Source organism: Spirosoma sp. 209 (assembly GCF_002006735.1).
GTDB classification, from domain to species: domain Bacteria; phylum Bacteroidota; class Bacteroidia; order Cytophagales; family Spirosomataceae; genus Spirosoma; species Spirosoma sordidisoli.
In genome coordinates this window covers 64,408-87,284 of the sequence record NZ_MVEC01000014.1, presented here as the reverse complement: position 1 = coordinate 87,284, position 22,877 = coordinate 64,408, and the positions used below count along the sequence as shown (strand labels likewise).

Below are 22,877 nucleotides of genomic sequence, written 5' to 3'. Positions count from 1 at the left end.
TATGATTATTCAGCCTGCTTTGCCGCTTGCGTTTTCGCAGGTCGGTCAGCGGCCTGTCAACCAGGATGCCCTGTATCCGCCGGTCGACATGGCCACGCCAGCGTCGCAGCTCTTTATCGTTTGTGATGGAATGGGGGGCGCCGACAAGGGCGAAGTGGCGAGTCAGCTGCTGTGCCAGGCCCTCGCCCGGTACGCCAGCGCCCGACCTGAACTGGTCTTTGACAGCCACCACCTGAGCCGCGCCCTCGACGACGCGTACGAGGCCTATAACGCCTATCTGCAGGCGCACCCGCTCGTTAGCCGCATGGGCTCGACGCTGGCCCTGGTACAACTCCACGAGCAAGGCGTTACGGTAGCGCACCTGGGCGACAGCCGGGTTTATCAGTTTCGGGATGGGAAAATTATCTTCTGCACGCAGGATCACCGGCAGGTGACCGACATGGTCGAGGCCGGCATTATCACCGCTGCCCAGGCCCGAACCCATCCCTGGCGAAACCGGCTCAGCCGGGCGGTACTGGCCGTTGCCAGCGCGTCGGCCGTTGACAAACCCGCAGCCCGGCCAGCGGCCGATGTGGTCGTGCTGACCGATGTTCAACCCGGCGACTACTTTTTCATGTGTACAGACGGGGTGCTGGAAACGCTCGACGATCAGATGCTGGAAACGATACTGGCCATCGACCGGTCGGAGCGGGAGCATATCCAGTCTATGCAGATCATGTGTGCGGGCCAGACCAAAGACAACTACTCGGCTTATCTGATCGGTATCCGTCAGGTAGCCCAGCCCGAACCCGCTAGCTCTATTTTGTCATGATCGTACACGCCTTGCTGAGTCTGCTGTCTTTACTGTGGCTACCGGGTCGGGTAGCTACCGGGCAGACCTATGCTGTAGTGATCGGCATTTCGGACTACAAAGCCCTGACGTATTCGACGGGTGATCTGCGGTTTGCGGATCGGGATGCCTGGCATGTGGTTTCATTTCTGAAGAGCCGCGCCGGGGGCAACGTACCAGCCGCCAACATCCGGCTCCTGACCAACCAGCAGGCTACGCAGGCCAATATTGCGCAGGCGCTCCGGCTGTTTCGGCAGGCCCGACGCGCCGATCGGGTGATTCTGTACTTTTCGGGACATGGGCTGCCCGACAGTTTTGTGCCCTACGATGCCCGCCCCGACAGCCCGGCGCGACTGCTGAGCTACCCAATGATCAAGGCTGCCTTCCACGACTCGGAAGCCCAAACCAAACTCTGCATCGCCGACGCCTGCATGTCGGGGGGCATGACCCAGCCCAGGACCAGCCGCCCGACCCTCGTACAACCGGTTCATGACGGGAGCAACGTGGCCATGTTGCTGGCCAGCCGGTCTACCCAGTACGCGCTCGAAGATGGCCGGCTGGCCGGGGGCGCCTTCACGTATTTCATACTGCGGGGCCTGACGGGGCAGGGCGATCTGGATGGTAACCGAATCGTGACCATCCGCGAGCTGCATCGATACATTGCTCCGCGCGTCCGGAAGATGACACGTGGTCAGCAAACGCCCCTGTTTTACGGCCGCTTTTCCGACGATCTGCCCCTGGCCTATCTGTAAGCGTTCACCTGACTGATTAATTACGTTGCTTGCTATGAATCAAACGTTTACTACTTTTCAGGACTTCAGACAACGCTACCCCATCCGCCCCAACGATGAGGGAATGCTGTTGGGCAGCGGCTCGTACGGGCGGGTTATCAAGGTTGAGGATCAGCTGGAAACGGAATGGGTTGCCATCAAGATCAGCGAGTTCAAAGGCAACGATACCAAATCGCTGAAGGCCGAAGTGGAGCTGGCCCAGCGGGTGCCGCGCCAGGCCAACATTGCCCGGTACGACGCCTGCTACCGGCTCGAAACCGACACGAGCGTCAGCGATTTTGCCATCATGAAGTATTACCCGGATGGCAACCTGGCCGATCTGCTCCGGCGGGTCACGCTGACACCGGCCCAGATCTATGATATTTCGCGGGGTATCCTGCTCGGCCTTCAGCACCTGCACCGTAGCCGAATCGTACACCGCGATTTCAAACCGGCCAACATCCTGATCTCCCGCGACAACGCCGGCCGGTTCATCCCCAAGATTGCTGATTTCGGACTGAGCAAACTGGTGCGTGACGATGAAATCGAAAGTTCTGACTTCGACCTGAGCGATGGGCGCGGCACTCCCTCCTATAAAGCTCCCGAACAGATTGAAGGGAGCCGGGTGAGCTTCAACCTCGACTTATGGGCGTTTGGGGTGATTCTCTACGAGATCATGACGGGCGAAAAACCGTTCCGGGCCGACCTGCGTGTCACCAGCGAACAATCGGCCCGGCGTGAGATCGAGAAAAAAATCATTACCGTTGAGCTGCCTGCCCGGCTCGATCAGGTGCCCCAGCCGTATAATGCCATGATTCGCCGGTGTCTGGTGCGGGACATCCACGAGCGTGTTCGCAAAGAAGATGAGCTGCTCGACCTGCTCGACCGGATTCCGCAGCTGCTGGCCGACGCCAAAGCGCTGGCCGATGCCCGTCAGTATAAGCAGGCCATTGCCGTTTACGAGCAGGTACTGACCAAGCGCGAAAACCAGGCCGAAGCGCAGGCGGGTATCCGGCAGGCCAGGGCCGCGCTGGAGCGGCAGCTGCTCAACGACCTGATCGCCGAAGCCGAAACGCTGGTTCGGCAAAACCGGTTCGATCAGGCCAAATCGGTCTACGAGCAGGTGTTGCTGCGAGATGCATCACATACGGTAGCCACGCTGGGTCTGGCCCTGTGCGAAGAGCAGCTGCGTCCCAAACCTCAGCCGATCGAGCCGGAAACCGATGCATTTGTCGGCGAGCGGACTGACGTGTACGTAGCCCCACCGGCGCCTAAACCCGCTGTTGTCCGGCGTCCACCCGTCGTTAAACCACCCGCGACGGAACGCGCCAAACCCGTTTCGGGGCCGGTCGTGACCGCACCGCCGGTACCTATCGGTTTACCCATCAGGCCGGTATCGGCTCCTGTGGCTGCGGGTGTCGATACGCGCCTGGCTACCCGAACGTTTCCGTGGCGGGTGGTTGCTCCGCTGGTGGGGCTGAGCGGTCTGGCCCTGTTTTTCGTGTTACAGCAACCCGGTTTGTTCGGTGGCAGCCAGCGTGTGGAAGAGCCGGGCACAAAGAGCGACAAGGCAACGGTCGTCCCGGCAGTACCGCCCGCTGGTGAGGATAAAAAAACGCCCAGGGAAACCGCATCCGAAACAGTTTTGCCGGCTCCCGCAGGCCGGGAGGCCATCAACCAGCGCGTTACGGTTGCTCTTCAGAAGGCCAGATCGGCTTTTCGGCTGAAAGACTACGAAAAGGCGTATGTGCTGACTACCAGTGCCCTGCAGCTCGATCCGTCCCGGCGCGATGTGGCGTATTTGCGTACGGCATCCCTGAACGAATTGCGTAAGGCCAAAGCTCCCATCCCGGAAACACGCCCCCTGGCGGAGACGCCCAAACCCGGCGAGTCGCCCGCCCCGACGGACGATGCCAAAACCAAGCCGGCTGATCCGACCCCAACCCCCAAAGAAACCGGAACCAGTGCAAAGCAGCTGGCGCAGGAAGAATTTGACCAGCTCATCGACGAGGGGATGAAGGCCATCACCAACGGCAACAACAAGGCCAAAGCCATGGCTGCCTTCACGAAGGCGCAGGGCCTCACCAAAGAATACGAACTCAACACCGCCCGGGCCGAAGCGGCTTACGCCTACAACATGAACAAGGCCGGGAAACTATTTGACAGAGACGAGCTGGAAGGCGCCAAAGACTGGTACCTGGTGGCCAAAGCTGTAAAAGACACCGAAGAAGTCCGACGGAAAATCAAACAATGCACAAACTAGTATCTCCATTTTATGCGTAAACTATTACATCTATCCATCCTGCTTTCGTTACTGACAGCCCCCTTTGTGACCACCGCCCACGGGCGCACCGCCTTCAGCCTGGCAGCGGTCGATGACGAATATGACCGGTACAAGAAACGGGGCGACGATTACTTCAAAGAAGGCAAGTACTTCGAAGCCCGCCGGCAGTATCAGAACTGCCTGGAGGTGCCCGGCTTTGAGAACGACGCCTACGCCAGGGGCCAGATCGAGGAATGTACTACGGGACTGAACCTGCGCAAACAGGCCGAAGATGCCCTGCGGCAGGGCAAAGGACCCGAAGCCGTGGCGCTGCTGAACCAGCTGCTTAACCTAAACCCCGACGACGTAATTACCCGCGCCCAGTATGCCGACTATTACGAACGGGAAGGGAACGTACTCTTCAACCAGAAGCGGTATCTGCTGGCCCGGGAGAGTTATTCGAAAGCCCTTACCTATACCACCACCCGGCAGGAGACGCTGCGGCTTCAGATCAGAACCATCGACAACCTGACCCGGCCCTCCCGGCGCGTGGGGCTGAAACTGGCCACGGGCGTTGTAGCCATCGGGGCCGGGGCCTACGCCCTTCTGCTGCGGAGCGACTACCAGTCGAAACTAGATGCCCTGAACCAGATCAGCCAAACCACCGACCCAACCAATAGTGGCGAGATTGCCGACCCGGCCGCGTATCAGCAGTACAGCGATGCTTATGACGCAGCCGCAGCGGCCCAGAAGAAGAGCGGCCTGTTCAAGGCCTGCATCGGGGTAGCGGCCGTAGCGACGGTGGCCGAGATCTACCTGCTGCTGCGTAAACCCAAACCCCGCACAACGGCGCTGGAGCTGAAACCGGCCTCGCAGTCGTGGGGACTGGCTGTATCCTACAAGTTTTAACTGTTTCTGTTCACACCCATTTTCGTGATAACACCCATGAATCGTTTCTCAACCTATATTATTTTCCTGCTTATGCTGGCCGCGGGCGGCACCCTGCTCGTAAGCTGCGACAACTGGGATCTACTGCCCAACAAAAAAACAAAGCGCAGCTGTGGTGAACCGAAAGGAACGTTGCGTGCGGACATACAACAGCTGAAAGTGAACTTCAGCATCGGGGAGGCTAGCGGCACCATTGACCAGGTCAAATGGAGTTTTGGCAACGGCAGTACGACCGTTACGACCGGTACGACAGCCACGCATACCTACGCCCAACCGGGTACGTACAATGTACAGGCAACGCTTACCAACGCCTGTAAGACGGAAATAACCCTGATCACGTCGGTTACGGTGAGCAATGCCGTTCTGCCAACGGTCACCCTCCAGCCGATAGCCGATATCTCGAAGACGACAGCAAAAGCTACGATGGCGATAACCTCCAACGGGAATGCCACGATTACGGCGTATGGAATCTGCTACTCGTCAAGCAATAAAGTGCCTGCATTAAATCAGTCAGACTGTAAAACGGCCCCAATTACAGGCACCGGCGATATCAATAAAGATTTTCCAACGTCAGTAACGGGTTTGTCTCCGAATACGACTTATTATATACGCAGTTATGCCGTCAATCAGGCAGGACCTGGTTATAGCTCCCCTGTGCTAACATTTACGACGGGCCAGGACCCGTCGGTAACGACACTGGGGTCTTCCAATGTCGCGTCAACCACCGCTACCGTCGGCCTGGTCGTCAACACACCTGGTACTCCGTCGGCTGTAGAATACGGTATATGCTACTCATTGAATAGTACGCCCGATCTAAATAATGGCAGTAAACATATAGTTACAAGTCCGCCGGTTGGTGCCAATGTGTCTGTTTCGCTTACAGATCTTACACCCAATAAGACATATTATTACCGGGCGTATGCCAAACTGCCGTCTGGCGAAATAATTTACAGCACTACGATTCTGTCGTTTACGACGCCACTGGACGCCGTAACAGACGGTCTTATTGCGTCAGTATCGTTTACAGGTGGTTCTAAGCTGGATATTAGCGGCTACGATAACCATGTGATTTTTGTTGACAACCCATCCTTCACAACAGACCGGAATGGGAAACCAAACTCAGCTATTCAGCTTGATGGTATCAACGATTATTTCTACATGGCCGATAATGCTAGCCTGAATAATTTGGATGAATTTAGTATCAGCATATGGATCAAGGCGAATCCAATCAATAATGTAAATGATCGGATACAAATATTTAACAAGTCAAAATGGGCTACCAGCGAAAATGAGATGTACAGCGCACTGATTAAGAAAAGTGAGAACGGGTCGAACAACTACATATTTATGGCTGACATAAAACAAAATAGCAACTGTCAAAAGGGTTTTAACTGGCAACCATCAACATTTAGTGGTAACCTTAGTACCGGCATGTGGAATCATCTAGTGTATGTGTACTCTGGAAACAGACTAAGTATTTACTATAATAACTCACCCCTAGCGCAAAGCGATCCTCTACCAGCCGCTAAAATGGACAAATGCCCCGGTGGGGAGTTGAAGTTTGGGGCTCAGATTGTCAATTTCCCTAACTACTTCAGCGGGGCTATGGACGATATCCGGATCTACAAGCGGGCGCTTAGACCTGACGAAATAAATTCGCTGTTTGGGCAGAAATAGCAGCTAGTTGCTGATTTTTTGCAGGACTCGCTGCGCCTGCGTGTGGAAAGGGTTGGCCCTGTCGTTGCTGATTTGCTTCAGTGTCGGCAGGGCTTTCTCTTTCTGTCCGTTTTTTACGTAGGCCAGCGCCAGAAACCAGTCGGCTTTTTGCCGAAGCGACCGGGTAGGGGAGGCCTGGGCTTTGGTCAGCAGCGGAATGGCTTCGGCGGGCTGATTGTTGGCCAGATGACTTAACCCCAGCAGGTAGTTTTTGTAATGGATGGTCTGCTTGTCGGCCGGGAGCGTGGCGAGCTGGTCGATGACCTGGTCGTACTTGCCAGACTGGTAGCTACGCAGGGCGTCCAGAAACTGGTTGCGGACGGAGGGCGGTAACTTTCCCGTCGGAAACGCTTTGCGGAGTTCGCTGGTCGGGTCGGCGGGAAGGGCGTTGTTGTACGCCAGGTCAGCTGCCGGGCGGGCGGTCTGCTGGTAGGCGTAGTAGCCAGCCCCCAGCACTACCACGACCGATGCGGCCGCGGCCCAGTACCGCCAGCTTCCCAACGGACGGACCACGGCCCGTTCGGGCGCAACGGACCGGGCTGCGGATTCGGTTTGCTGATACTGAAGCCGGGCCCGTTCGAGCGCCCGTTCGATCCCGATGGCCCGCAGGCCAAGCCGCAACTCACGCTGCCGGTCAACCTCGGCCCGTAGGTCGGCATCGGCCCGGATCTCGTCGTCAAAAGCCGCCCGGTCGGCGGCCGATAATTCGTTGGCCAGGTAGGCATCAATGATTTCGTATTGCTCCTCCGACAACTTCATAGTCCCTGATTGATGGCGGTCTGCCGATAATAGGTTTTTAACTTTTCGGCGCAGTCGTATCGTTTCGATTTGACCGACGATTCTTTCATACCCAGCCGCCCGGCAATTTCGCGCAGGGACAGTTCATCTACGTAAAACCATTCCATCAGATTTCGGCACTCGCCTTTCAGCTGATGGAGTGACGCCCGTACGGCCCGGATCACATCGGCCCGCTCCAGATCTCTCTGCACATCGTCGGTCTCGGCCGCTTCGTAGCCCTCGGGCAGGGTACCGCGCCGGCGTACCCGGGCCGATTTCAGTTCGGTAAACCAGACCCGTTTGCAGTATTCGAAAAGAACGGTCGTGACCCGCGTTTCGGGCTGATACTGGTATTGGCCGGTTTCGAGGTTGAGTAGAAAATTGAGCAGCCCTTTTTGAAAAGCATCTTCGGCGTCCATGGCTGTACCGCTATTGGTGATGACCCAATACCGAAACGGAGGCAACGATTCACTGTACAAAAGTTGATAAGCTCGCTCATCGCGACGGCGCAGGGCGTCGTACAAATCCTGATCTCTGGAAAAGATCGGTAGCGGTTGAGTAGACATAGTCGTGTGGAATAGACGAATATATGATCCAATCCAATACGGACCCGTCTGGCCGCTACTTATTGCTTAATCGGTCATGCGGCCAAAAGGTAAGTCGTCGCCCGGGAAAAAAACGGATAAAAAAAACTGAAAAAAATCAGGGCGAAATGACTCACCTTTTTACGGCGTCGCCGATACAGAGCTGTAACCAGATGCTGACACTGATGAAAAACGCGACCGCTGTCTATCGAGGCCCCTGACGTTCGTACTGATGCCCGTCATTTCCTCAAAAAATTATATCCACACCCCTTTATTCGTCCATGTTCGGACAACACAATGATGAACTCAACACTAACTGTCGAAAAACCAGCCGCTGTCAATGCTGACGATTATTACTTCTACCACACCATCGATCTGCCCGGCCTGGGCGAGATGAAAGGCGAATGGGACCTCCGCCAGTCGCCCGAGAAATACCTGGGCAACGTAAGGCTTACCAACAAACGGGTTCTGGAAATGGGCGCGGCCAACGGCTTTCTGTCGTTCCATATGGAGCAGAAAGGGGCGTCGGTGGTGAGCTACGACCTGTCGCCCGAGCAGGACTGGGATATTGTGCCGTTTGCCGATAAGAACGCAGCTGCGCTGGCCCCCGACCGGAAAAACCACATCCGGAAAATCAACAACGCCTACCGACTGGCCCATTCGCTGCTCAACTCCTCCTGCGAATATGTCCATGGCTCGGTATACCACATTCCGGACTCGGTCGGGCAAGTCGATATAACTACGTTTGGCAGTATCCTGCTCCACATCCGCGACCCGTTCCTGGCCCTGCAGCAGGCCGCCCGGATCACCCGCGAAACCATTATCATTACCGACATCCTCGACAATAACCGCCAGCGGCTTATCAACACGCTGTTTGGCTGGCTCGGCAAAGGAGCCGTACGTGCGATCCGTCAGAAGCTCTTCGGCCCGTCGATGATTTTCCGGCCCGACCCGGCCATCGGGCACCCGGAAGAAACCTGGTGGCACCTGTCGCCCGAACTGCTTGAGCAGGCGCTGGGGGTGCTGGGTTTCGGTGATATTCAGATCAGCTACCATACCCAGTATTTTGCCCAGCACCACAAGAGCCAGCTCATGTATACGCTGGTGGCGCAGCGCACCGTACCCATGCGGGCGCAGTAGCCACCAGGTTCTTTTTCTATCCACCCTTTCAGATCACTGTAATGGATATTTCGTCAAAATACTTTGCGTTGCTCCGGCAGCCCGATCCGCTGATTATAAAGCGCTTGTGGGATCTTGCCGTCGATCTCTACCGGGTCGGTAAACTGCGCGAGAGCGTTTCGTTCCTGCGCTGGGAGATTGTTCACCGGCTCCGCCTGTTCCGGCTTGGAAACCGATACGTTTCTTTCACGGATCAGTCGTTTTTTTCGATCACCAACGATCGGGTCTGGCTCCGGAAAAATACGGCCGCCGGTTCAGTATCCATCAACGCGGGGCTGTCGTTCAGGGCGGTGCCGGTCGATTGGAAGTACAGTTTTCAGGCGACCGATGGTCGATTGTATGGCTGCTTGTTTTCCAGGCCGAATGCGCTGGTTGTCAGCGTTGACCGGAGCCAGTCGGTCGAGGTGCTTCACGAATTTCAGCACCCCATCGCGTCACTGTTTGTGAGCCGGAACTCGACACTGTTTGTGTGTGTAAAAGGGGTTGTTTACCAAAGCCGGAATGGCGGACTGTCGTTCAGGCCGGTGTTGAACCTGTCGACGCCGATCAGCTATTTCCTGTTCAACAACGGCATGACCGAACTGCCCGATCATACGCTACTGCTGGGCGAATACGGGTCCATCTGGCACGGGCGGTCCTGGCAGAATCTGGCCTATGTATACTCGTCCGTCGACGGGGGCGAAACCTGGACTTCGTCCGACTTTCTGCAGCGGCAGGGCGTCAACAAACACGTGCACCTGGTGCGGTATTCGGCTACGGCAAAGACGGTTTTCCTGACCGACGGCGACAACAAAAAACAAATCTGGTCGAACCGGGCGCTGGTGAACGAATCGACTGGGTTTACGACGGGCTGGCAGCTGATCAACCGCTACCACCATCAGACGGGCGGCTACCTGTCGATGGCCGAAACGCAGGACGCGGTGGTCTTTGGCAGCGACTACCTGGGCGGCACCAACTTCATCGTCAGAACCGTTGACGGAGTTCGTTTCGAGAAGCTAACCTTACCCGATCCGTACCGCCGGAGTCCGGTGATGAACCTGGTAACGCGGCAGGGCGCATCGGGTAGCGAACTATGGGCTACGACCTACAGCTGTCTGTCGAGCCAGGCCAAAAGTCTGCTCATGTGCAGCTACGATTCGGGCAAAACCTGGACCCGGGTCATCGAGTTCGACGGAGCTAGTCACGAAATTCGGCTGGTGAGCTCGTCGCAAACGCCATCCGATGACCTGTACATATCCATTACAGAGTTCGACAGCCTGCATCGTCAGCAAAGCCATCGCGTGTACCGGCTCGAATGCGACTCTACCCCCCTGGTCCAGCCCAACTAAACCGCTACAATCACCGATACGGCAGCCCTCGCCAAACCCCCGCCCTCACCCGTTGGCGTGTCCTCAAGGCAACCCACGCGCCAGCCAGGTTTTCCCATCCGGGCAGGTTGCTGTGAGGACACCGCAACGGGTGAACATAGTGAAGGGGCACCGAACCATATTCGGTGCCCTTTCTTGGTGTGGTAGTTATCCTGGTTAAAACAGGTACCGCACGCCAAACTGGAACTGGCGTGGGGGCGCAGCATTTTTCTGTAGGATACCCGCCGATGGGGGGCCAACCTGAATCTGATTGCTCTGGGTGGCATTATTGGAATAGCCACTGAGGTTCACCGTGTTGAGCACGTTAAAGGCATCGGCGCGGATCTCGAGTCGGCTGCGGTCGCCAACCGGCAGTTGATACTGAACACTGGCGTCGATTGTTTCGGACCAAGGCAGGCGGTCACTGTTGCGCGATTGGCCGGGCTGCCGGTCGCTGTTACCCTGGTAGGCATCCCCAAACGAGCCACCGTCGCCGTTGAGGTCGTTGGTGAACCGGCGCGCGCCACCTATAAGAACGGGTGACAAGCGGCTGTTGACCAGGTAATACTGCGACGCGTCGGGAATCCGGTTGATGGGCTGACCACTCTGGATCAGGGCGGCCACCGTCAGGGTCAGGTTTTTGAGAGGATAGACGTTGACAATACCGTTGATGATATGCCGGCGATCGTTGACCGACGGGCCCCACTCGGCCGCGAAATTGTTGGCATCCTGCGCCCGGAAGTTAATATCTTCCGTATTGTTTCGCAGCGACGACAGGGTATAAATCAGGCGGTAGGCCAGCGGACCCGTGCCTCGGTCTTTCTGGAAGTTGAAGCTCAGCGCGTAGTATTCTGACTCGCCGGCGGTTTCGGTCACCACGATGCTTTTGGCCCCGCCCGCCAGTCGCTGGCCATTGATCGACACGAACTGTGCTCCACCGGCGCCGGTATATACGGGGATGGGCCGTGTCGAGTCGGCGGTGGCCGTAGACCGGGCAATACCAAGCTGTCCGCTCAGACTATAGTCCCAGGGGGCGGGAGCGTTCAGGTTGCGGGTCCGGAAGAGGTTATAGCCGTGGTTATACACTGCATCGACGTAGAACAGGGTGTTGCTGTTGATCTGGTACTGATAACCGATCGACGTCTGAACGGTATACGGGTTCTGGTAACCGTTGGGGTTCAGGATCCGGTTTTCGCCCCCGTTAAACGTGTTACGCTGCCCCGCAAACGATTCCGCCGAAGGGCCCTGCAGGTAACGAACCGGAGCGCCCCCGCTGCTGGTGCCGCCCACCGACAGGTTGCCGTCGTAGGTGATGCGGTCCAGGCTGGTCGATGCGGGCAGAATACCGGTATCGATCAGGGCCTGTAGCTGGCGCCGGTAGTCGGCCGAGGTGTTGTTCTGGGCCAGCGCATCGCTGTAGATCGTGTACAGAATCTTGTCGTAAAAAAGCCCGACGCCACCGCGCAGGCTGCTGCGGGGGCTAAGTTTGTAGTTGGCACTGAAGCGCGGAGCCAGGTTGTTGAAATCGCCGGAAGCCGCCCCGCCTTTCGACAGGTTGTCGTAGTCGTAGCGCAGACCCAGCGTCAGGTTCAGCTTGTCGCTGACCGACCACTGGTCTTCGAGGTAACCACTCAGAATATTCTGGGTTTTGCCGAATGAGTTGGGACGCAGTTCAACTGAATAACCCAGCACCGTCACATCGGCCGGAATATCGGACGGGCTAAGCGCGGCTCCGAGGTTGCGGCTCCGCAGCGCGTCGAGCTGGGGCTGGGTTAGCTGAACGGTATAACTGCCGTTGGGGTTACCTCCGCCAAACAGCGAATGGGTGCCGCTGATCAGCTCCACGCCGGCCCGGATGGTGTGGTTGCCCCGGTAAAGCGTGAGCTTTTGCTGCACCTGAACGGTGTTTTCGAGCTCGTCGAACAGGTAGCCCGGATGCCCCAGGAAAGCAATGCCGACGCCCTGCGGATCGAGTACCGTAACGCTCGGGCTATTGGGGTTGAGCGCCCGGGCGTAGTTCCAGCGAAAACGGGCGTACTGCAGATTGGTCTCGGAGGTGAACCGGTCGGTCGTGTAAATGTTTTTGTTGGCAATGGTGATCGAGTTGCGGTCCTGCGCGTTGGCTGCCGACGGAAAGGCATTGCCGCCGGTTAGCCCGCCTGCCTGCCGGCCAATGGCCACAATACCGACGTTGGCCCGCAGCGACGAATGAAACTTGCTGCTCCAGAACTGGTCGAGTTTACCCGAGATCAGATCGAACTGGTTGGTACCGCGAATGGTCTGGTTAACGCCCAGCGCCGGTGCCGTCAGCAGGTTGTCTTTCACGTCGGTGGTGTGTTCGTAGTTGAGGTAGTAGAAGGTTTTGTTCTTCACCAGCGCCCCGCCGATGCCGAAACCGCCCTGGAACCGCTGAAACCCATCTTTAACCTGATTGCCCGACAGATCGCGCTGCGCGTAGGCCGAGGGCGAATCGGTGAGTCGGCCGGGCCGCGACAGCAGAAATACCTCGCCCGTGGTTTCGTTGCTGCCCGATCGGGTTGTCAGGTTGATAATGCCGTTGCCGGTGTTGCCGAACTCGACGGTGTAGTTGTTGGTCAGCACCGAGATGTTACGCACGAAGCCAACGGGCATGGCAAACCGCTGCCCCCCCAGAAACCGCTCGTTGTTATCCTGCCCGTCGATGAGGTAGTTGTTGAACAGGCCGTTGGCGCCGTTGATGCTGACGTTGGGAGCCTCGGGAAAGAAACCCGTTGCCTGGCTGACGTTCGGCAGGCGGTACAGCACCCGGGTGATATCGCGCCCTTCGACCGGCAGCTCCTGCACCTTCTGAATGACCATCTCCGACGATACTTCGGCATTGACGGTGTTGATCCGCGAGGTGCTCGTGCTGCGAACCACCACCTCGTTCAGCGTTTGTTCGGTTCGGGTGGGGAGCAGCAGCGTTACCGATCGGCGGCCGTTGGTGCGGAGTTCGATATTGTCGGACGAGGTTTCGAGGTAGTTCGCATCGTCGCGGGTGAAAACGCGGTAGCTGCCGTTGAGAGGCAGGGCTCTGAACTGAATTTTACCCTGCGCATTGGTAATGCCGGAGGTCGACAGGCCAATGGCGTTGTTTTCGAGGTAAACCGTAGCGCCTTCGACCGGCGTTTGTCGGGTCAGCTGAAGAACCGTAATGTCCAGATCCGTTTGGGCCAGTAACGTTGAGCAGGTGCCCAGCAGGAGCACGAGTGTGTAGAGTACTTGTTTCATGAATGAATTGGTAGACAATAAACGAAAAACAGCCTGCCTTACTAAGCAGGGGCATCAGCGCACGCAGCCGGGTTAGCCAGACACGTGCCGGTTTGAACAGACCGATTATGAAACGATCCGAAAAAGGAGCAGGAAGAGGACGCAGCGCGTCAGGCGAAGAGGGGCGGAGCGCGGCCCGACGAGGGGTCGATAGCCAGTGCCAGACCGGAGCCGCAGTGCCCGCAACAGGCGGCCGTTCGGGTGGGCGACAGAGCTTGTCGGATGGTGTTGAGCAGACGACTGGCAACCTGCCCCGTCCATCGAATCCGGATAATGTCGGCGGAGTTGTTCAGGTCGGTCCGGACGGGGAGTTCGAGCAGTGCGGCATCCTGCGATGAGACGAACTGCCGCATCGCATCGGCCAGCTGACCGGTTTGCCAGGGTAGTTGAGCTACCACATCGGCCTTAAACCGGGCCTGATCGAAACCAACCAGGTAGAGCCCGCCCCGGCGGTCGGGGCCGACCGGCAGCTGGCCCGCAGCCAGCGCGCTGGCCGCCCGGCGCAGATCAACGGGCGATAGGTCGGGGCAGTCGTTCCCCACGCAGATGACCCGTTCGTAGCCGCGCGCAAAAGCTGCCGAAACGGCCGAACTGAGCTGGTTGCCAAACGAGCCCCGGTGGTCGATGAGCTGATCGGAAGAGAGCAGCGGCAGCCCCGCAGCCTGCGCCTTTTGCTCGACTAACCGACGCATGGCGCGCCAGGTCGACAGGCTGGCTACTGACTTGCGGCTGGCCTCGTGGGTATCGGGGAGCGCAATCAGTAAAACGACCGTCGACGGATGGAGCAACTGCATAGGTTGTTGAAAAAACAGCCAACGGCTGGGGTATCCGGCCGTTTCTGTTTATAGACTAAACGTACGAAAAGGCCCGACGGTTGGTTTTATCAGCAGCCGTCGGGCGGTGATTCTTTACATATTTCGGCGATACTTGCCCCCTACGGCGTACAGGGCATTGCTGAGCTGACCCAGCGAACAAACTTTAGCGGCCTCCATCAGGCTCTCGAATAGGTTTCCATTGGCCAGGGCGGTAGCCTGGAGGTTGGCCAGTGCTACCTCGGCTTCGGCGCGATGACGCTCCTGAAAGGTCCGGCAGTTGTCGACCTGGCTGCGTTTTTCGTCGTCGGTGCTACGGATCACTTCGGCCGGCACGATGGTAGGTGAGCCGTTGGGGTCGAGGAAGGTGTTGACCCCCACGATGGGCAGGTCGCCGTTGTGTTTCAGGGTTTCGTAGTACATCGATTCTTCCTGAATCTTGCTGCGCTGGTACATCCGTTCCATGGCGCCCAGCACCCCTCCGCGTTCGTTAATGGCCAGAAATTCCTGATAGACGGCTTCTTCGACCAGGTCCGTAAGCTCTTCAACAACGAACGAACCCTGCAGCGGATTTTCGTTTTTTGTCAGGCCGAATTCGCGGTTAATGACGAGCTGAATGGCCATGGCCCGCCGAACCGATTCTTCGGTAGGGGTCGTGATGGCTTCGTCGTAGGCGTTCGTGTGCAGCGAGTTGGTGTTGTCGTAGATGGCGAGCAGGGCCTGCAGGGTGGTGCGGATATCGTTGAACGCAATCTCCTGCGCGTGCAGACTCCGGCCCGAGGTCTGGATGTGGTACTTCAGCTTCTGGCTTCGGTCGTTGCCCCGGTACTTGTGCTTCATCGCCTTCGCCCAGATGCGCCGGGCTACCCGACCCAGAACGGTATATTCGGGGTCCATGCCGTTGGAGAAAAAGAACGACAGGTTGGGCGCAAAATCGTCGACCCGCATACCCCGGCTGAGGTAGTATTCGACAAACGTAAAGCCGTTGGAGAGGGTGAAGGCCAGCTGCGAGATGGGGTTGGCGCCCGCTTCGGCAATGTGGTAGCCCGAAATCGACACCGAATAAAAATTCTGGACGCGGTTGTCGGTGAAGTACTGCTGGATGTCGCCCATCATTTTGAGCGCAAATTCGGTCGAGAAGATGCAGGTGTTCTGGGCCTGGTCTTCTTTCAGAATGTCGGCCTGTACGGTACCACGAACTTTGCGCAGGGTGTCGGCTTTGATCTGCTCATAGACCTCGCGCGGCAGTACCCGGTCGCCGGTGGTGCCCAGCAGGCCCAGTCCCAGCCCGTTATTGCCTTCGGGGAGCGGTCCGTTGTAGGCCGGAGCGTGGGGGCCTGATGCGGTTTGCCGGCTGTCTTCGTTGTCGGCCAGCCATTTTTCGCACTGCTGGTCGATGGCTGCGTTGAGGAAGAAGGCCAGCAGCATGGGCGCGGGGCCGTTGATGGTCATCGAGACGCTGGTGGCCGGGTCGCAGAGGTCGAAGCCCGAATAGAGTTTTTTGGCATCGTCGAGGGTACAGACGCTCACGCCCGAGTTGCCTACCTTGCCAAAAATGTCGGGACGCAGGGCCGGGTCTTCGCCGTAGAGCGTTACGGAGTCAAAAGCGGTGGAGAGCCGTTTGGCGGGCTGCCCTTTGGAGACGTAGTGGAACCGGCGGTTGGTTCGTTCAGGGCCACCCTCGCCCGCAAACATACGGGTTGGGTCTTCGCCCTCGCGCTTGAGCGGGAACACGCCAGCCGCGTAGGGAAACTCGCCCGGTACATTTTCGGTCAGCAGCCAGCGCAGCACATCCCCCCAGTCGTGGTATTTGGGCAGGCTGACCTTCGGTATTTTCAGGTGCGACAGGGTTTCGGTATACAGCGGCTGCCGGATCACTTTGTCGCGGACTTTGAACTCGTAAACGTCGGCCGTATACCGCTGCTGCATGGCGGGCCACTGCTGTAGCCAGTAGCGACAGTCGGGATGAAGCCGCGCTTCGAGTTCGGTATACAGTTTCTGGAGTTCGGTGTGTACCGACACCCTGTCCGTGGTTGCAGACCCGGGGAGCGGTGTCGGTAGAGTTTCCCCTCTGCTCGCCATTCCACCCCTGTCCGGGTCTACGACCACGGACAGGGTTTGGAGGACGCCGTCAATCTGGTAGAGTTGGCGGGCGAGGGCTGTCTGTTCGTTCACGAAGGCGTCGTAACGGCGGCTCTCTTCCACAATTTCGGCCAGGTACCGCACCCGGTCGGGGGGAATAATGGCATGGGGGGGAGCAGGGGTTGTACCTTGAATTTCTGCGTTGCTCGCGACTGGTCCCGGCGAAAGTCCCAGCGTTTCCATCAGCCGATCGAACAGGGCGTTCATGCCCGGGTCGTTGAACTGCGAGGCTATCGTGCCCAGAATAGGCAGCGCATCGTCGGCCGTGTCCCAGAGGTTATGATTCCGGCGGTACTGCTTGCGCACATCGCGCAGGGCGTCGAGCGAGCCGCGTTTGTCGAATTTGTTAATGGCAATAACGTCGGCGAAGTCGAGCATGTCGATCTTCTCCAGCTGCGTCGCTGCGCCGTACTCCGCCGTCATCACGTACAGCGTCTTGTCGGCATGTTCGGTGATTTCGGTGTCGGACTGCCCAATGCCGGAGGTTTCGACGATGATCAGGTCAAAGTGGGCGGCTTTGCAGACGTCAATGGCATCCTGCACGTGGCGGCTCAGCGCCAGATTCGACTGCCGCGTGGCCAGCGACCGCATGTAAACGCGAGGGTTATGGATGGTATTCATCCGAATTCGGTCGCCGAGCAGGGCCCCGCCGGTTTTTCGCTTCGAGGGGTCGACCGAAATAATGGCCAGTGTTTTGTCGGGGTAGGTACGCAGGTAGCGCAGCACCAGCTCATCGACCAGCGACGACTTGCCGGCTCCGCCCGTACCCGTAATACCCAGCACCGGCGGGTTCGACAGGGCGCCATCTGGTCGCTGAGCCGCAAAGGCCGGTTCGCCGGGCCGTTGCTTCTCCGTGGCGCGTTCGTTCTCGGCCGTGGTGATCAGCCGGGGAATGGCGTGGACGTCAATGGGGTCGGTGGTGGGCAGGGGGGGGAGTTCAAAATCGCACTGCTGCAGCAGGTCGTTGATCATGCCCTGCAATCCCATGGCGCGGCCATCGTCGGGGCTGTAAATGCGGGTGATCCCATAGGCGTGCAGCTCGTCGATCTCCGAGGGCAGAATGGTGCCGCCCCCTCCGCCAAAAATTCGGATATGACCTGCCCCGCGTTCATTCAGCAGGTCGTACATATACTTGAAAAACTCAAGGTGGCCGCCCTGATAGCTGGTAATGGCAATGCCCTGTACGTCTTCCTGAATGGCGCAGTCGACGATTTCGGCAACGGATCGGTTATGGCCAAGGTGAATGACTTCAGCGCCCGACGCCTGCATCAGCCGGCGCATAAGGTTGATAGCCGCATCGTGGCCGTCGAAGAGCGACGCGGCCGTGACGATACGGATTTTATGGGTCCAGCCGGTTTCGGGCTGGGACTGGGGTTTAGCGGGAGTAGCGATCATATTGATGAAGGGAATAAGGCGGAGACGAGCAGGCTGATCGTGGTGAAACAGACCGGATCCCGTTGTCGAAATCGCCTGCCTGCCGTCTGCTGGTCTGCCGTTCTTCTCCTTTTTTGCCAAAGTTACTAAAGCAATCGGGAATGGGTTTCATCCCATCGTTGCTGCTGTTTGTCCCATCTTCGCCCGACTTGCCCCCATTTTGTTGGCAGAGCCTGTCCGTCTGTCGTAGCTTTGGTTCAACCAAACAGACAAACGCCTGCCAATCTCATGAAAAAACAACTAATCGCCGGTCTGCTGCTGGCCGGAACACTCATCGGCACAACGAATGCACAGGATAACGCTTTACTCTATGAAGTGACGGGCGACGGCCTCAGCCAGCCATCCTATCTCTACGGCACCTTCCATCTGGTCTGCCCCACGGACCTGAACATCACCGAGGCTACGAAAAAAGCCATTGGCGACGCCCAGCAGGTTTATCTCGAACTGGACATGGATGATCCGGCCATGATGGGGCAGATGCAGAAGGCTATGATGATGCCCAATGGGAAAAACATCAAAGACATGCTCAAGCCCGATGATTACACGGTGCTGGATACCTACCTCAAGCAGAAGATGAACGTGAGTCTGACGCAGGTGGGGGGCTTTAAACCCATCGGCCTGATGTCGCTCATGTACATGACCGTATTGCCCTGCCAGCCAGCTTCCTACGACCTGACGTTTGCGCAGATGGCGGGGAAAGACAAGAAAGAGGTGCTGGGGCTCGAGTCGCTGGAGGCTCAGCTGGCGGCACTGGACAAAATTCCGGAGCAGGAACAGCTGAAAGGCCTGGTCGATATGGCCAGAAAGCCCGATGAAGCCAAAAAAGAATTTATGAACCTGCTCGACGCGTACAAAGCCCGCGATATTGCCAAACTGATGAATATGGTTAAAACCAGCCAGTTCAGCAGCAACTCCGTTGAGTTTGAAGACAAGCTGCTCAACGAACGGAACGCCAACTGGATACCGGTCATCGAGAAGGCCGCCAAAGACAAACCGACCTTTTTCGCGTTTGGGGCGGGCCACCTCGGTAACGATAAAGGCGTCGTGAACCTGCTCCGCCAGAAAGGCTATACCGTTCGGGCGGTCGAATAAGCCAGAAAGACATTCGGCTCTCATCCGCGATAGACCTGAAAACGCAGCTATCGCGGATGAGAGCCGATGAACGTTTCGGCGGGGATACCGTTTCGGGTGAAACCCCGTTTTTCTACTTTTTGAACGCCAGCGCTTTTACGGGCTGAATGCGGTTGATGACGAACGTCGGTAGCCAGAGTACAAGGGCAATCAGCAGGACGGTAGCGCCGTTCAGCGCCAGAATCGTAGGCCAGTCCCAGGCAATGGGGACGTGGTTGACGAAGTAATTTTTAGGGTCGAGGGGGATGAGCTGGTACCGATACTGGAGAAAACAGAAAGCCAGCCCGACAGCGTTACCGATCAGCAGTCCCCAGCCCACCATATTGAGGCCGACGTAGAGAAACACCTTCCGGATCAGGGGATCGTCGCCCCCCAGCGCCTTCAGCAGACCAATCATTGGCGTGCGCTCCATCATCAGCACCAGCAACACCGAAATCATATTGAACGAGGCCACAAACGTGACCAGCGCCAGCAGAATGACCATGTTGCGGTCGAGCAGAACCATCCAGTCGAACAAGGGGCGGTACTGATCGGTAACGCGGGTTACGCGCATATCGGGCGTTGTCTGGTCGAAGACGGCGTTGCGGGTCGCTTCGAGCTGATCGAAGTCGTTCACGAAAATTTCGTAGCTGCCTACCGAGTCGGGCCCCCAGCCGTTGAGCCGCTGCACCAGCCGGATATCGCCGATGGCAATGGTCTTGTCGACCTCTTCGAGTCCTGTATCGTAGATGCCGACGACGGTCATGCTGCGGGCACGGGGCGGGTTACCCAGAAAATACATCGGTACTTTTTGACCGACCGAAAGACGCAGCTGCCGCGCCATGTACTGGCTGATAAGAAGCTGGGTGCTGCCGTTGCCTGTATCGGCCCCCACAACCGGTACGGTGCCGGCTACGAGCGATTCGCGCACCAGGTCCCAGCGATAATCACGGCCGACGCCTTTCAGGATAACCCCCGCCAGGTCTTCTTTAGTCTTCAGAATGCCGGCTTTCAGCGCCACGGCCTGCATATACTGAACGCCCGGAATGGGCTCGCGCTGCTGATACAGCGCCGTATTGACCGGCAGGGGCGACTCCTCGTACGAGAAGTTGTTGGTGAATTTAGACACCTGCAGATGAGCCCCGAACAGGAATATCTTCTGCTGAATGGTGCGTTTGTAGCCAAACAGGATCGCGAAGGCAATGATCAGAATGGCCAGCCCCAGCGCAATGCTGGCTACGCCTACCCGCGTTACCGTTGCCGAAAAAGAGCCGATCGGGGCGTGGCGTACCTTGCGGGCCAGAAAAACAGGAACGTTCAAAGCGATGGTTACTCGTTCATAAATTACCCTCCGATGGGTAACTTGGCAGATAACGACAAAACTACGCTTTTTGCCTGTTCCGGCCGACATAGCCCGGCTCCGGTTATGAACTAACCCGGTCGGTGCGTATTTTTAGCGACTAAATCACGAGATGTAATGGGGTTGTATGCCCGATTTTTTTGGCTGATCGTGCTGGTCGGCGGTTTCGGGTTCGCCCATGCCCAATCCCCAATCCAGGTCGACAGTCTGCCCGACAACGGGCTGCTCCTCAGATCGGGCTGGCGGTGGCATCCAGGCGATCAGGCCATATGGGCCAGTCCTGACTTCGACGACCGCCGATGGAGTCCCATTCAGCCCATCCAGTCCATTGATGAACTGCCTGACTTCCAGCGCTCACCCCTGGGCTGGCTGCGGATTACGGTCAACCTGGGTTCTGCCGTTGCCCGTCAGTCGATGTCGATGGAGCTGAATCAGTACGGCGCGTCTGAACTGTATCTGGATGGCAAATTGCTGGTAAAGCTGGGAACCGTCGGGAAAAACTACGCGCAGCAGCAGTCCTACACGCCCGCCACCTGGGAGCGCTACCTGCTGCCGCCGTTGACGGCTGGTCGGCATGTCATAGCCGTACGCCTATCCCAGCACAGACCACCCGGCTACGTGCCTCATCTGTATTACCAGAGTTTGCCGATTTTTTTTGTGAAGCTGGTGCGGACCGAGAAGACTACCAGCGAGGTGGCCGAGCAACTGTTTGCCTCTACCCTGACGAACTACATGCTGGTCGGGATATTTTTCATGCTGGGTGCCATCCATTTTCTGTACTTCTATTACCGGCGTCAGCGCATCAACCTGATCTTCGGACTGACGGCCGCATCCTGTTCGCTGTTTATAGCCCTGCTTACCTCGCTGGGGGTGATTACCAGTCCGGAAGCCGCGGAGTGGATGTCGCTGGTGGGAAATCTGATGGTCACCTTGTTCATGACCCTGCTGCTGGCGATCTACTACGTGTATCTGGGATACCGGTTGTCGTGGCTGTTCTGGCTGATAGCGGTTGTTCTTTTCGTATCGCGCCTGCTGCTGCATTATTCAGATTACTCAAAGGCGGGAAGTTTACTATATACTGTAACGGTTGTAGTCTTGTTCATTGATGGGTTGCGGGTCAGTATCCTGGCCAACCGGGCTGGTCGACCCAATGCGCGGCTGGTGCTGGGTAGCTCGCTGGCGCTGCTGCTGATTCTGGTTGTGGGCGGGTTTGCCAGCGCCTGGCTCAGTGATGCGTATCCGACCTATGCCGCCTACTGGGGAAACGCCACCAATCTGCTGTTTTTTGTGGTACTTCCGATCAGCTTTGCCATCATCCTGGCGCGCGAATACGCGCAGACCAACCGCAGCCTTGAGGCCCGGCTGGATGAAGTTGAACAGCTGTCGGCCGAGAAAGAGAGCCTACTCAAAAGCCAGAACGAGACGCTGGAACGGCAGGTGGCCGACCGTACCGCCGAACTGCGGCAGTCGCTGGCCGAACTGCGAAGTACCCAGCAGCAGCTGGTGCAGCGCGAGAAAATGGCCAGCCTCGGCGAGCTGACAGCCGGCATTGCCCACGAAATCCAGAACCCGCTCAACTTCGTCAACAACTTCGCCGAGGTATCGGGCGAACTGGTTACCGAACTGGAAGAAGAACGAGCCAAAGAGCCGGATAAACGGGATGACGACCTGGAAGCCGAACTGCTGGCCGACCTCCGGCAAAATCTGGACAAAATCAACCAGCACGGCAGTCGGGCGTCGGGCATCGTGCGCAGTATGCTCGATCATGCCCGTAATAATACCGGCCAGCCCGCCCTAACCAATCTGAACGCGCTGGCCGATGAATACCTGAAGCTGTCGTACCATGGCTTGCGGGCGGCCCATAAAGACTTCAACGCTCAGCTCATCGTCGATCTGCAACCGGATCTGCCTTCGGTAGCGGTGGTGCCGCAGGAGGTGGGGCGGGTGCTGCTTAACCTGTTCAATAACGCTTTTCATGCGGTGCGGGAACGACAGCTGCTGAGCCCGGCCGGCTACCAGCCCGCCGTTACCGTTCAGACCCGGCAGGTAGCCGACCAGGTCGAGATCCGGGTGAGCGACAACGGAACGGGGGTGCCCAGCGAGGCCGCACAGAAAATTTTTCAGCCTTTTTTTACCACCAAACCAACCGGCCAGGGCACCGGACTTGGGCTGTCAATCAGCTATGATATCATCACCAAAGGCTACGGGGGCGTTCTGTCGCTAGATTCTACTTCGGCCAGCGGTACTACCTTTGTTATTCAGCTACCCATCCGGCAGCGGCCGGGTGCTGATCAGCATACCGATTAATTACTGATTTGT

Annotated in this window: 15 protein-coding genes; 9 read left to right on the top strand and 6 right to left on the bottom strand. The window is 57.7% G+C overall.

Translation table 11 applies throughout. The features are described from left to right. Position 1: 1 nt before the first annotated feature. From B1C80_RS20845 to B1C80_RS20825, 5 genes are read left to right on the top strand one after another with little or no spacing between them, the layout of a single operon-like run. Positions 2–811, top strand: a complete 810-nt coding sequence (locus tag B1C80_RS20845) for a PP2C family serine/threonine-protein phosphatase (RefSeq protein WP_077923152.1) — start codon at positions 2–4, stop codon at positions 809–811. Beyond that, a complete protein-coding gene (locus B1C80_RS20840) occupies positions 808–1,581 on the top strand; it encodes a caspase family protein (RefSeq protein WP_077923151.1) in 774 nt (257 codons plus the stop codon). Before B1C80_RS20845 ends, B1C80_RS20840 begins: the two co-directional genes overlap by 4 nt. Positions 1,582–1,615: 34 nt before the next feature. Beyond that, positions 1,616–3,862, top strand: a complete 2,247-nt coding sequence (locus tag B1C80_RS20835) for a serine/threonine-protein kinase (protein ID WP_077923150.1) — start codon at positions 1,616–1,618, stop codon at positions 3,860–3,862. Positions 3,863–3,874: 12 nt separating this feature from the next. Beyond that, on the top strand, positions 3,875–4,771 hold the full coding sequence (locus B1C80_RS20830; protein WP_077923149.1) for a hypothetical protein: 897 nt from the start codon (positions 3,875–3,877) through the stop codon (positions 4,769–4,771). 36 nt (positions 4,772–4,807) lie between these two features. Further along, a complete protein-coding gene (locus B1C80_RS20825; RefSeq protein ID WP_077923148.1) occupies positions 4,808–6,487 on the top strand; it encodes a LamG-like jellyroll fold domain-containing protein in 1,680 nt (559 codons plus the stop codon). Between the two features lie 3 nt (positions 6,488–6,490). Here B1C80_RS20825 and B1C80_RS20820 read toward each other — a convergent pair whose 3' ends face one another. Together B1C80_RS20820 and B1C80_RS20815 are read right to left on the bottom strand one after the other, a co-directional pair. After that, entirely contained in the window at positions 6,491–7,285 is a 795-nt protein-coding gene (locus B1C80_RS20820; protein ID WP_077923147.1) for a tetratricopeptide repeat protein, read from the bottom strand. After that, a complete protein-coding gene (locus tag B1C80_RS20815; RefSeq protein WP_077923146.1) occupies positions 7,282–7,869 on the bottom strand; it encodes an RNA polymerase sigma factor in 588 nt (195 codons plus the stop codon). The genes B1C80_RS20820 and B1C80_RS20815 overlap by 4 nt, the downstream gene beginning before the upstream one ends. A 315-nt stretch (positions 7,870–8,184) precedes the next feature. Here B1C80_RS20815 and B1C80_RS20810 point away from each other — a divergent pair, with 315 nt between their 5' ends. Together B1C80_RS20810 and B1C80_RS20805 are read left to right on the top strand one after the other, a co-directional pair. Then, positions 8,185–9,027 carry a bifunctional 2-polyprenyl-6-hydroxyphenol methylase/3-demethylubiquinol 3-O-methyltransferase UbiG gene (locus B1C80_RS20810; protein WP_077923145.1) on the top strand — a complete coding sequence of 281 codons (843 nt, stop codon included), beginning with the start codon at positions 8,185–8,187 and terminating at the stop codon, positions 9,025–9,027. A 41-nt stretch (positions 9,028–9,068) separates the two neighbouring features. Next, positions 9,069–10,394 carry a glycosyl hydrolase gene (locus B1C80_RS20805; RefSeq protein ID WP_077923144.1) on the top strand — a complete coding sequence of 442 codons (1,326 nt, stop codon included), beginning with the start codon at positions 9,069–9,071 and terminating at the stop codon, positions 10,392–10,394. A gap of 195 nt (positions 10,395–10,589) precedes the next feature. Here B1C80_RS20805 and B1C80_RS20800 read toward each other — a convergent pair whose 3' ends face one another. The 3 genes from B1C80_RS20800 to B1C80_RS20790 all read right to left on the bottom strand — a co-directional run bounded on the left by B1C80_RS20800 (position 10,590) and on the right by B1C80_RS20790 (position 18,049). Next, the gene (locus B1C80_RS20800; protein WP_077923143.1) at positions 10,590–13,661 is read right to left on the bottom strand and encodes a TonB-dependent receptor domain-containing protein; all 3,072 of its coding nucleotides are present in this window, start codon (positions 13,659–13,661) and stop codon (positions 10,590–10,592) included. A 149-nt stretch (positions 13,662–13,810) separates the two neighbouring features. After that, on the bottom strand, positions 13,811–14,494 hold the full coding sequence (locus B1C80_RS20795; protein ID WP_077923142.1) for a DUF2064 domain-containing protein: 684 nt from the start codon (positions 14,492–14,494) through the stop codon (positions 13,811–13,813). 114 nt (positions 14,495–14,608) lie between these two features. After that, entirely contained in the window at positions 14,609–18,049 is a 3,441-nt protein-coding gene (locus B1C80_RS20790) for a methylmalonyl-CoA mutase family protein (protein WP_077923141.1), read from the bottom strand. A 267-nt stretch (positions 18,050–18,316) separates the two neighbouring features. Here B1C80_RS20790 and B1C80_RS20785 point away from each other — a divergent pair, with 267 nt between their 5' ends. After that, the gene (locus B1C80_RS20785) at positions 18,317–19,180 is read left to right on the top strand and encodes a TraB/GumN family protein (RefSeq protein WP_077923140.1); all 864 of its coding nucleotides are present in this window, start codon (positions 18,317–18,319) and stop codon (positions 19,178–19,180) included. 112 nt (positions 19,181–19,292) lie between these two features. On the opposite strand, the gene B1C80_RS20780 is transcribed toward B1C80_RS20785, so the two are convergent. Further along, entirely contained in the window at positions 19,293–20,519 is a 1,227-nt protein-coding gene (locus B1C80_RS20780; RefSeq protein WP_077923139.1) for an ABC transporter permease, read from the bottom strand. A gap of 156 nt (positions 20,520–20,675) precedes the next feature. Between B1C80_RS20780 and B1C80_RS28770 the strand changes: the two genes are divergently transcribed. Next, positions 20,676–22,865, top strand: a complete 2,190-nt coding sequence (locus B1C80_RS28770) for an ATP-binding protein (protein WP_077923138.1) — start codon at positions 20,676–20,678, stop codon at positions 22,863–22,865. Positions 22,866–22,877: the final 12 nt, after the last annotated feature.